This window comes from Geodermatophilus sp. CPCC 205761 (assembly GCF_051383655.1).
In the GTDB taxonomy this organism is placed as follows: Bacteria; Actinomycetota; Actinomycetes; order Mycobacteriales; family Geodermatophilaceae; genus Geodermatophilus.
The window spans coordinates 50,163-61,201 of the sequence record NZ_JALPKQ010000035.1; the positions used below are offsets into that span (position 1 = coordinate 50,163).

An 11,039-nucleotide genomic window follows, 5' to 3' on the forward strand; every position below is an offset into this window, starting at 1 on the left:
CGGCCGTGACCCCCGACGTCTGGCTGCTGCTCGTCCTCGCGGCGGTCCTCGTCCTCCTCGCGGCCTGGTCGGCGTGGACGCTGACCCGACTGCGCCGCTTGCGGGGCCGCGTCGACCGGGCCTGGACGTCCCTGGACACCCAGTTGCAGCGACGGGCGGGGCTCGCCGTCGAACTGGCCCGCGACCACGCCGCGGCCGTGGGGGAGGACCGGGCCGCCCGGCTGGCGGCCGCTGCACGGGAGGCCCGCGGGCCCCGGGGCGGGGACCGGGAGCTCGCCGAGAACGCGCTGGGCCGCGAGCTGCGCGACCTGCCCGGGGACCTGCCGGGGGTGCCGGCCGCGCTGCTGGCGGACCTCGAGGGCACCGCCACGCGGATCGGGCTGGCCCGGCGGTTCTACAACGACGCCGTCCGGGACACCCACGCGCTGCGCACCCGCCGGCTGCCGAGCCTGCTGCGGTTGCACGGCGGCCGGCCGATGCCGCGGTTCTTCGACATCGAGGACGGGCTGCGCGAGGTCACCAGCAGCGCCGCCGGCGGCCGACCGCGCCCGTGACCGTCCGTACGATGGAGCGGTTCCACCCCTCCCGCGCCCCCGACTCCTGAGGCAGCATCCCGTGGCAGAGCACAGCACGACCGACCAGACCCCCGCCGGCACCGGCACCGAGCGGGTGAAGCGCGGCATGGCCGAGCAGCTCAAGGGCGGCGTGATCATGGACGTCGTCACCCCCGAGCAGGCCCGGATCGCCGAGGACGCCGGGGCCGTGGCGGTCATGGCGCTCGAGCGGGTGCCGGCCGACATCCGGGTCCAGGGCGGCATCGCGCGGATGAGCGACCCCGACATGATCGACGGGATCATCCAGGCCGTCTCCATCCCGGTGATGGCCAAGGCCCGCATCGGCCACGTCGTCGAGGCGCAGGTGCTGCAGAGCCTCGGCGTGGACTACATCGACGAGTCCGAGGTGCTCACCCCGGCCGACGAGGCGCACCACATCGCCAAGTCGGCGTTCACCGTGCCGTTCGTCTGCGGCGCCACCGACCTGGGCGAGGCGCTGCGCCGGATCGCCGAGGGCGCGGCGATGATCCGCTCCAAGGGCGAGGCCGGCACCGGCAACGTCGTCGAGGCGGTGCGGCACATGCGCGCCATCCGGGCCGGCATCCGGCGGCTGGGCACCCTGGACGAGACCGAGCTGTTCGTCGCCGCCAAGGAGCTGCGGGCCCCGTACGAGCTGGTCGCCGAGGTGGCCCGGCTGGGCAAGCTGCCCGTGGTGCTGTTCACCGCCGGCGGCATCGCCACCCCCGCGGACGCCGCGTTCATGATGCAGTTGGGCGCCGAGGGCGTGTTCGTCGGCTCGGGCATCTTCAAGTCCGGAGACCCGGCGCAGCGCGCGGCCGCCATCGTGCAGGCCACCACGTTCTTCGACGACCCCGGCGTGATCGCCAAGGTCTCCCGCGGGCTGGGCGAGGCCATGGTCGGCATCAACGTCGCCACGCTGCCCGACGAGGAGCGGTTCGCCACCCGCGGCTGGTGACGCCCGCGCCGCTGCGCAGCCGCCTCCCAGGTCGGGGTCCTACCCTGCCCCGGTGACCGTCGAGCGGGAGCGGGTGGCCGAGCGCGCCGGGCCACCACGCGGGCCGTCCGGTCGGGTCGTCGGCCTGGACGTGGCGCGCGGCCTCGCCGTCCTCGGCATGTTCGGCGCCCACCTGGGGACCACCGGGGACCTCGACTGGTCGCCGTCCACCTGGGCGTCGATCGTGGCCGGGCGGTCCTCGATCCTGTTCGCCACGCTGGCGGGGGTCTCGATCGCGCTGCTGTCCGGCGGTGCCACGCCGGTCACCGGTCCGGCGCTCGGCCGCGCCCGCACCCGCATCCTGGTGCGCGCGGCCTGGGTGTTCGCGATCGGCGGCGTGCTCGAGGTCCTGCACACCTTCGTCGCGATCATCCTCGGCGTCTACGCGGTGCTCTTCGTCCTCGCGCTGCCGTTCCTGCGGTGGTCCCCGCCGCGGCTGCTCCTGCTCGCGGGCGTGATCGCCGTCGTCGGCCCGCCGGTGGTGCTGGAGGTCGGCCAGTGGGCGACGGCGCAGCAGGAGGAGCAGTCGGCGTTCGTCTTCCTCATGGTCACCGGCTACTACCCGGCGCTGATCTGGTGGACGTTCGTGCTGGTGGGCCTGGCGGTCGGCCGGATGGACCTGCGGTCGGCCCGGGTGCGCGCCGGCCTCGTCGCCGGCGGGGTGACCGCGGCGGTGCTGGGCTACGGCGGGGGGTGGCTGAGCGCGCAGCAGGTGGCGGCGGGGCAGCGGGTCGGGGCGGGGCAGCGGTTCGGCGGGATGGAGCTGGGCTTCCCGTTCGAGGACCAGTGGGATCCCGCCTGGTTCGCCGGCGCCGAGCCGCACAGCGGCACCCCGTTCGAGTTGGTCGGGTCGGTCGGCGTGGCGGTGGCGGTCATCGGGGTCTGCCTCGTGCTGGCCGACCTGGTGCCGTGGCCGGTCTTCCCCGTGGCGGCGGTCGGCGCGATGGCGCTGTCGGTCTACACCGCCCAGATCGTGGCCATCTGGCTGCTCGACCTCCCCTACCAGGCCGGGTGGGACGTGTGGGTCCGCTTCACCCTCACCGCGCTGGTGCTGGCCACGGTCTGGCGGCTGCAGTTGGGGCGTGGTCCCCTGGAGCGGCTGCTGACCTGGACGTCGACCCGCGCGGCCGGGCCCTGACCGGCTGATCCGCACCGACGGTGTGCGCGGGGGCGCAGTTCCCCGGCCAGGAGTTGCGCCCCGGCGCACACCGTCTGGGTCCCGCGCCGCCCGCCGTAGCCTGGGACCGATGTCCACCGTCCCCGAGCGCCCCGTCGTCGGGGTCCTGGCCCTGCAGGGCGACGTGCGCGAACACCTCGCGGCCCTGCGGGCGCAGGGCGCCGCGCCGGTGACCGTGCGCCGCCCGGAGGAACTGGCCGCCGTCGACGGCCTGGTCCTGCCGGGCGGCGAGTCGACCACGATCGTCAAGCTGGCGACGCGGTTCGGGCTGCTCGAGCCGCTGCGCGCCGCGGTCCGGGACGGCCTGCCGGTGTACGGCTCGTGCGCCGGGATGATCCTGCTCGCCGACCGGGTCCTCGACGCCCCGCCGGACCAGGAGACGATCGGCGGGCTCGACGTGACGGTGCGGCGCAACGCCTTCGGCCGGCAGGTCGACTCCTTCGAGTCCGAGCTCGACATGGCCGGTCTCGGGGGCGGTCCGGTGCGGGCGGTGTTCATCCGCGCGCCCTGGGTGGAGAAGGCCGGGGCCGGGGTCGAGGTCCTCGCCCGCGTGGTCGGGGGACCGGCCGACGGTAGGATCGTCGCCGTCCGCCAGGGGTGCCTGGTGGCCACCAGCTTCCACCCCGAACTGACCGGGGACCGCCGGGTGCACGCGCTGTTCGTCGAGATCGTCCGCGGTCACCTGGCCGAGCAGGCCGGCGCGGGCGCCGGGGACGAGAGGGGTTAGCCGTGAGCGGCCATTCCAAGTGGGCGACGACGAAGCACAAGAAGGCCGGGATCGACGCCAAGCGCGGCAAGCTCTTCGCCAAGCTGATCAAGAACGTCGAGGTCGCGGCGCGCACCGGTGGCGGTGACCCCTCGGGCAACCCCACCCTCTACGACGCCATCCAGAAGGCGAAGAAGAGCTCGGTCCCCAACGACAACATCGACCGCGCGGTCAAGCGCGGCGCCGGCCTCGAGGCCGGCGGGGTCGACTACCAGGGCATCACCTACGAGGGCTACGCCGCCGGCGGGGTCGCCGTGCTCATCGAGTGCCTGACCGACAACAAGAACCGGTCGGCCATGGAGGTCCGCACGGCCATGACCCGCAACGGCGGGTCGATGGCCGACCCCGGGTCGGTCGCCTACCTCTTCTCCCGCAAGGGCGTCGTCGTGGTGCCGAAGGCCGACGGCGTCGACGAGGACTCCGTGCTCATGGCCGTCCTGGACGCCGGCGCCGAGGAGGTCCGCGACCAGGGCGACTCCTTCGAGGTCGTCTCCGAGCCCACCGACCTGATCGCCGTCCGCACGGCGCTGCAGGACGCCGGCATCGACTACGACTCGGCCGAGGCCGGCTTCGTGCCCAGCGTCACCGTCGAGCTCGACGAGGAGGCGGCGGGCAAGGTCTTCCGGCTCATCGACGCCCTCGAGGACTGCGACGACGTGCAGAACGTGTACGCGAACTACGACGTCTCGGACGAGGTGCTGGAGAAGGTCGGCTGACGCTCCGGCACCTCCGTTCCCGTCCGTCACAGACGCACCGCGGGATGAACCGCCGGGACGGCGGCGGGGCCTAGCGTCCGACGGGTGACGGGGGAGTGGGGACGCCGCACGCGCCGCGCCGGCCTGCTCCTGGCACTGGTCGCCGTCCTGATGGGGATCGGTGAGCCGCGGGTCGCCCGGGCGCCGGCTGCCGCCGCCACGCCGGTCGGGACGGTGGCGTCCGTGGCGGCCCTGACCGCCGTGTCGACGTCCGCCGCCGAGCCGGTGGGGCACCGGCCGGGCGTGGGCGTGCTGCCGCGACCGGTCCCGCCCGCCGCCGCGACCGCGGCGACGACGCCGGTCCCGGTGGCCGGTCCCGTGCCGGGATCGGGGCCGGAGCCGGAGCCGGCCGCCGGCCCGGCGCAGCCCGAGCCCGCAGCCGCGCCGGTGACGCTCCCGCTCGGCGTCGACCCCGGGGGCTCGACCCAGGTGGTCACCGTGGTCGCGCCGTCGTCCGGGTCGACCACCGCCCAGCTCACCGCCTGGGAGCTCGGGCCCGCCGGGTGGACGGCGGTGCTCGGGCCGGTCCGTGCCCGGCTCGGCTCGGCCGGCGTCGGCGCGGCCAGCGAGAGCTCGACCCGCACCCCGGCCGGCACCCATCCGCTCACCGAGGCCTTCGGCCGCGCGGCCGACCCGGGCAGCGGGCTGCCCTACCGCGTCGTCGACGACCAGGACTGGTGGGTCTCCGACGTGGCCAGCCCGCTCTACAACCAGCACACCCGCTGCGCGGCGGGCACCTGCCCCTTCGACGAGTCGGTCTCGGAGAACCTGCTGGCGGCGGGGGCGGTGTACGACTCCGCGGTGGTCATCGACTACAACCGGGGTGGCCGGCCCGGCGCCGGCTCGGCGTTCTTCCTGCACGTGACGAACGGGGCACCGACGGCCGGCTGCGTGGCGATCGACCGGGGCAGCCTGCGCACCCTGCTGCAGTGGCTCGACGCGGGGGCCTCGCCGCTGATCGCCATCGGGGTCGGTTGACCGAGGACCTGGGGGCGGTGCCCCCGACGAGGCCGACGGCGTGTTGCGTTCGGACCCCCCGATCGGGGACCGTTACCGTGGCAGTCGAACACCAGTTCGGCGGCGGGAGGATCTGACCATGCGGGTGCTCGGGATCGACCCGGGCCTCACCCGGTGCGGGTGGGGTGTGGTCGACGGGCGACCGGGGTCGCGGCCGGTCGCCGTCGGCGTCGGCGTCGTCCGCACCGCCGCCGAGCTCGACCTGGAGCTGCGGCTGCTGGAGCTGCACACTGCCGTCACCGCCCTGCTGCGGGAGCACCGGCCCGACGTCGTGGCGATCGAGCGGGTGTTCACGCAGAACAACAAGGGCACGGCCACGGGCACCGCGCAGGCGGCCGGAGTCGCGGCGCTGGCCGCGGCCCAGGCCGACCGCCCGGTCGCGTGGCACACGCCGAGCGAGGTCAAGGCCGCCATCTCCGGCAGCGGCCGTGCCGACAAGGAGCAGGTCACCCTCATGGTCACCCGGGTGCTGGGGCTCGCGTCCCCACCGAAGCCCGCCGACGCCGCCGACGCGCTCGCCCTGGCGATCTGCCACGTCTGGCGCGGCCCGGCCCAGCAGCGACTGCGCGTCGCCGCACTGGCGGGGGGCATCGGCGCGCCGGTGCGCTCCACCACCCTGCCGCGCTGGACGGGGGTGTCCCGGTGATCGCCAGCGTGAGCGGCCGGGTGGCGGCGGTGTCGCCCGACGGTGCGGTGGTCGAGGTCGGCGGCATCGGCCTGTCGGTGCAGTGCACGCCCGGCACGATCGCCCGGCTCCAGGTGGGGGAGGGCGCCCGGCTCTCGACCAGCCTGGTCGTCCGGGAGGACTCGCTCACCCTCTACGGCTTCGCCGACGACGACGAGCGCCAGCTGTTCGAGCTGCTGCAGACGGCCAACGGTGTCGGGCCGCGGCTGGCGCAGGCGGTGCTGGCGATCCACCCGCCGCGGGAGGTGCGTCGCGCGGTGTCGATGGCCGACGTCAAGTCGCTCATGCAGGTGCCCGGCATCGGCAAGAAGGGCGCCGAGCGGCTCATCCTCGAGCTGCGCGACCGGCTGGGCGTGACCACCTCCGACACCCAGCTCGACGGTGCCGCCGCGCCGGCCGGCCTGCCGTCGGTCACCCCGGTGGCGCCGTGGCGCGACCAGCTGTCCGCCGCGCTCGTCGGGCTGGGCTGGACCGGCAAGGAGGCCGACACCGCCGTCGCCGAGCTGTCCCCGGTCGCCGACGAGCAGCTGGCGACGACGGGCGCGGTCCAGGTCGCCGTCCTGCTGCGCCAGGCGCTGCGGATGCTGGGCCGGCCGTGAGCGAACGGGTGATGTCGTGAGCTCCCCGTTCGACCGGTCGCTGCCGGCCACCGAGGCGGGACCGGGCCGGTGGCCGGACGACGCCGTCGACGCGGGGGCCGGTGACGAGGAGCGGGTCGTCGAGTCGGCGCTGCGGCCGCACTCGCTGGCCGACTTCATCGGTCAGCCGAAGGTGGCCCGGCAGCTCGACCTCGTGCTCGAGGGCGCCAAGCGCCGCGGCCGGCCGCCGGACCACGTCCTGCTGTCCGGGCCGCCCGGCCTGGGCAAGACCAGCCTCGCGCTGATCATCGGCTCGGAGCTCGGGACGGCGGTGAAGATCACCAGCGGCCCGGCGATCGAGCGCTCCGGCGACCTGGCCGCGATGCTCTCCAACCTCGGTCCCGGCGACGTGCTGTTCATCGACGAGATCCACCGCATCGCCCGCCCGGCCGAGGAACTCCTCTACATGGCGATGGAGGACTTCCGGGTCGACGTCGTCGTCGGCAAGGGCCCCGGCGCCACCGCCATCCCGCTGGAGCTCAACCCGTTCACCCTCGTCGGCGCGACCACCCGGGCCGGCCTGCTCACCGGCCCGCTGCGCGACCGGTTCGGCTTCGTCGGCCAGATGGAGTTCTACGAGCCGGCCGAGCTGCAGCTGGTGCTGGCCCGCAGCGCCGCCCTCCTGGGCGTCGAGCTCACCGAGGAGGGCTCGGTCGAGATCGCGAGTCGCTCCCGCGGCACCCCGCGGATCGCCAACCGGCTGCTGCGCCGGGTGCGCGACTACGCCGAGGTGCGTGCCGACGGCCGCGTCACCCGCGAGGTCGCGGTGGCGGCGCTGGCCCTCTACGACGTCGACCACCTCGGGCTGGACCGGCTGGACCGCGCCGTGCTCGAAGCGCTGGTCATGCGCTTCGGCGGCGGGCCGGTCGGCGTCGCGACCCTCGCCGTCGCGGTGGGGGAGGAGCCGCACACCGTCGAGGAGGTGTGCGAGCCGTTCCTGGTGCGGGCCGGGCTGCTGGCCCGCACGCCCCGCGGGCGGGTCGCCACCGAGGCCGCCTGGCGCCACCTCGGGCAGCCGGTGCCGCGGGGCGGCGTGCCCCTCGGGAGGGTCACAGCGGACCCACCGGCCCCGGGATCGTCGTCAGAGACGCTGTTCGACGCATAGACTGCGGAGCGCTGGCGCGCAACCCGTCCGGCCGCGGCCGCGCGCGTCCCGCCCGGTCGCCACGCCCGGATGCCCCTGCCCGCCGCAACCGACGCACCCGAGCGGTCCCGTCCCGGACCGCACCCACCGCGGCGCCGCCCGCGGTAGAGAGGCACATCAGTCGTGGAGCAGTACTTCCCGCTCGTCCTCCTGGCCCTGGCCTTCGTCCTGCTCATCGTGCTGCCCGCACGGCAGCGCAAGCGGGTGCAGGCCCAAGCCCAGGCGATGCAGGAGTCGCTGTCGCCGGGCACCCCGGTCATGACGACCGCCGGGCTGCACGGGACCGTCGTGCGCCTGGGTGAGGACACCGTCGACCTGGAGATCGCCCCGGGCGTCGTCGTCACCTTCGCCCGGCGGGCCGTCCTCGAGGTGCGCACGCCCGCGGTCGCCGGCCCCGCCGCCGACTCCGGCCCGGCGGTCCCGGGCGACGGCGCCAACGGCCCGGCCGACGGCGGCCCGGCCGACCGCGCCCGCTGACCCGGAGCGTCCTGTGGCCCAACGCCAACTCCCCGCGCGCCAGTACTTCGGCGCGTTCCTGCTGATCGTCGCGGTCCTGTACGGCCTGGTCTTCCTCACCGGCGACACGCGGACGCCCCAGCTCGGTCTCGACCTGCGCGGCGGGACCACGGTGACGCTCGCCGCCCGCACCCCGGACGGCCAGGCACCCGACCCGGAGGACCTCGAGCTCGCCCGCCAGATCATCGAGCAGCGGGTCAACGGTCTCGGCGTGGCCGAGGCCGAGGTGGTCACCGAGGGCGACTCGAACATCGTCATCTCCGTCCCCGGGGACGACGGCGAGCAGGCGCGCGAGCTGGGCCAGACGGCGCAGCTGCGCTTCCGTCCGGTGCTGGCCGGTCCCGAGCCGGCGGCCCAGGCCGAGGACGGCGCGGAGTCCACCGACGGCGCCGAGCCCACGGACCCGGCCGCGCCGACCGACACGGCCGCACCCACGGACTCCGCGGCCCCCACGGACCCGGCCACGCCGACCGACCCCGCAGCGCCCTCCGACGGCGCCATCGCCGATCCGGCGCTGGACCCGGACGCCCCCGCGGTGACCCTGGAGCAGGCGCAGCAGGCATACCTGACGCTGACCTGCGGCGGGGAGAGCACCGGGGCGGTCGACCGGCCGGAGGACCACGTCGCGGTCTGCTCGGAGGACGGCGAGTCCAAGTACGTCCTCGGCCCGGCCATCCTCGAGGGCACCGACATCGTCGATGCCAGCGCCGGCACCCAGCAGACCACCGGCGAGTGGGTGGTCCTGCTCGACTTCAACGCCGACGGCCGGGAGATCTGGGCCCAGTACACCGCCGACAACGTCGGCAAGAACGTCGCCTTCACCCTCGACGGCCGGGTGGTCTCCGCGCCCACCATCCAGGGCGCCATCAACGGCCAGACGACGATCACCGGCCAGTTCGACCAGGCGAGTGCCGAGCAGCTGGCCAACCAGCTGCGCTACGGAGCGCTGCCGCTGACCTTCACCCAGGCGACCGCGCAGTCCATCTCCACCGAGCTCGGCGAGGAGCAGCTGGAGGCCGGCCTCATCGCGGGGGCGATCGGCATCGCGCTGGTGTTCCTGTACTCGCTGCTCTACTACCGCCTGCTCGGGCTGGTCATGATCGCCAGCCTGCTGCTGTCGGCGGTCGTGGTCTACGGCGTCCTGGTGGTGCTGGGCCGGGAGATCGGCTTCACGCTGAGCCTCGCCGGCATCGCCGGGTTCATCGTCTCCCTCGGCATCACCGCCGACTCGTTCGTCGTCTACTTCGAGCGACTCAAGGACGAGGTCCGCGAGGGCCGGACGCTGCGCTCGGCCGTGCCGCGGGCCTGGGTCCGTGCCCGGCGCACCATCCTCTCGGCCGACGCGGTCAGCTTCCTCGCCGCGGCGATCCTCTACTGGCTGGCCATCGGTGACGTGAAGGGCTTCGCCTTCACCCTCGGCATGTCCACGGTGCTCGACCTGGTCGTGGTCTTCCTCTTCACGCACCCGCTGATGGAGGTCCTGTCGCGGTTCCGGTCCTTCGGCAGCAGCCGGTTCTCCGGGCTCGGCCGCGTGGAGCACACCCGCCGGCCGGCGCGCGCCCGGTCGGCCGCCGACCGACAGCTCGTCGGCGCCGGCAGCACGAACAGGAGCGAGTCATGACCCGCGGCGACGCGACCACGCCCGAGGACGAGCGCGCCACGTCCGTCGACGAGGAGGACCTGGCCGACGCCGGCTTGCCGCAGGAGGGTGCGCCGCCCGCGGCCGCGCCGGCCCGGCGACGTGGCCTCTCCGGACTGGGACACCGGCTCTACAACGGCGAGGCCGGCCTGGACGTGGTCGGCAGGAGCCGGCTGATCTACAAGATCACCGCCGTCGTCGTGCTGCTCTGCCTGCTCTCGATCGTGTTCCGCGGCTTCAACTTCGGCATCGACTTCGCCGGGGGCAACAGCTTCCGGCTGCCGGGGACCGAGCAGCAGCTCGGCGAGATCCGCGAGGCCGCCGAGGACGCCGGCGCCGACGTCGCCAGCGCCCAGATCGTCGGCGGCAACACCGTGCTGGTCCGCACCGGCGCGCTCGACAACGAGGCCGAGCGCGCGGTCGTCGACGCGGTCGCGGACGCCGCCGGCATCCAGGCGAACGAGGTCAGCCCCGAGTCGGTGAGCGCCGAGTGGGGCGACGACATCACCGACCAGGCGATCTTCGCGCTGCTCGTCTTCCTCTTCGCCGTCACGCTGTTCCTGGCGGTGCGGTTCCAGCTGAAGATGGCGATCGGGGCGATGGCGGCCCTGGCGCACGACATCATCGTCACCGCCGGCATCTACTCGCTGATCGGCTTCGAGGTGACCCCCTCGACGGTCGTCGGCTTCCTCACCATCCTCGGCTTCTCGCTGTACGACACCGTCGTCGTGTTCGACAAGGTCGACGAGAACACCAAGGGCCTGGAGCGCAGCGCCCGCATGACGTGGGGCGAGGCGGCCAACCTGGCGGTCAACCAGACGCTCATGCGGTCGATCAACACCTCGATCATCGCGCTGCTCCCGGTCGCCGGCCTGCTCTTCGTCGGCGCCGGTCTGCTCGGGGTGGGCACCCTCGAGGACCTCGCGCTGGTGCTCTTCGTCGGTCTCGCCGCGGGCGCCTACTCCTCGATCGTGCTCGCGACCCCGATCGTCGCCGACCTCAAGGAGCGCGAGCCGGAGGTGCAGGCACTGCGCAAGCGGGTGCTGGCCCGCCGGGCCTCCGAGGCGCGGCAGGGCGGCGGCCGCCCGGCCGCCGGCCCGGCACCGGTGGCCAGCGAAGTCGGAGGGCCAAGC

Annotated in this window: 12 protein-coding genes; all 12 read left to right on the plus strand. The window is 74.7% G+C overall.

What is annotated here, in order from left to right:
- Positions 1-5: 5 nt before the first annotated feature.
- Positions 6-554 carry a hypothetical protein gene (locus MY526_RS19345; protein WP_436691590.1) on the plus strand — a complete coding sequence of 183 codons (549 nt, stop codon included), beginning with the start codon at positions 6-8 and terminating at the stop codon, positions 552-554.
- Between the two features lie 61 nt (positions 555-615).
- On the plus strand, positions 616-1,530 hold the full coding sequence (gene pdxS / locus MY526_RS19350; RefSeq protein ID WP_436691591.1) for a pyridoxal 5'-phosphate synthase lyase subunit PdxS: 915 nt from the start codon (positions 616-618) through the stop codon (positions 1,528-1,530).
- A 52-nt stretch (positions 1,531-1,582) separates the two neighbouring features.
- Entirely contained in the window at positions 1,583-2,707 is a 1,125-nt protein-coding gene (locus MY526_RS19355; protein ID WP_436691592.1) for a heparan-alpha-glucosaminide N-acetyltransferase domain-containing protein, read from the plus strand.
- 109 nt (positions 2,708-2,816) lie between these two features.
- Complete coding sequence (pdxT, locus tag MY526_RS19360; protein WP_436704854.1) at positions 2,817-3,473, plus strand: pyridoxal 5'-phosphate synthase glutaminase subunit PdxT; 657 nt, start codon at positions 2,817-2,819, stop codon at positions 3,471-3,473.
- A 2-nt stretch (positions 3,474-3,475) separates the two neighbouring features.
- Positions 3,476-4,228: a YebC/PmpR family DNA-binding transcriptional regulator gene (locus tag MY526_RS19365; RefSeq protein ID WP_436704855.1), complete on the plus strand. Its 753-nt coding sequence runs from the start codon at positions 3,476-3,478 to the stop codon at positions 4,226-4,228.
- Positions 4,229-4,312: 84 nt separating this feature from the next.
- Positions 4,313-5,245 carry a L,D-transpeptidase family protein gene (locus MY526_RS19370; protein WP_436704856.1) on the plus strand — a complete coding sequence of 311 codons (933 nt, stop codon included), beginning with the start codon at positions 4,313-4,315 and terminating at the stop codon, positions 5,243-5,245.
- Between the two features lie 118 nt (positions 5,246-5,363).
- Positions 5,364-5,930: a crossover junction endodeoxyribonuclease RuvC gene (gene ruvC, locus MY526_RS19375; RefSeq protein WP_436691596.1), complete on the plus strand. Its 567-nt coding sequence runs from the start codon at positions 5,364-5,366 to the stop codon at positions 5,928-5,930.
- Entirely contained in the window at positions 5,927-6,568 is a 642-nt protein-coding gene (gene ruvA / locus MY526_RS19380) for a Holliday junction branch migration protein RuvA (protein ID WP_436691597.1), read from the plus strand. Before ruvC ends, ruvA begins: the two co-directional genes overlap by 4 nt.
- Before the next feature lie 16 nt (positions 6,569-6,584).
- Positions 6,585-7,712, plus strand: coding sequence for a Holliday junction branch migration DNA helicase RuvB (ruvB, locus tag MY526_RS19385; protein WP_436691598.1), 1,128 nt, complete (start codon positions 6,585-6,587; stop codon positions 7,710-7,712).
- Between the two features lie 162 nt (positions 7,713-7,874).
- Complete coding sequence (gene yajC / locus MY526_RS19390) at positions 7,875-8,228, plus strand: preprotein translocase subunit YajC (RefSeq protein ID WP_436691599.1); 354 nt, start codon at positions 7,875-7,877, stop codon at positions 8,226-8,228.
- A 13-nt stretch (positions 8,229-8,241) separates the two neighbouring features.
- Entirely contained in the window at positions 8,242-9,888 is a 1,647-nt protein-coding gene (gene secD, locus MY526_RS19395; protein WP_436704857.1) for a protein translocase subunit SecD, read from the plus strand.
- On the plus strand, positions 9,885-11,039 hold a 1,155-nt coding region (gene secF, locus MY526_RS19400), incomplete at its 3' end, for a protein translocase subunit SecF (protein WP_436704858.1). The genes secD and secF, both read left to right, overlap by 4 nt.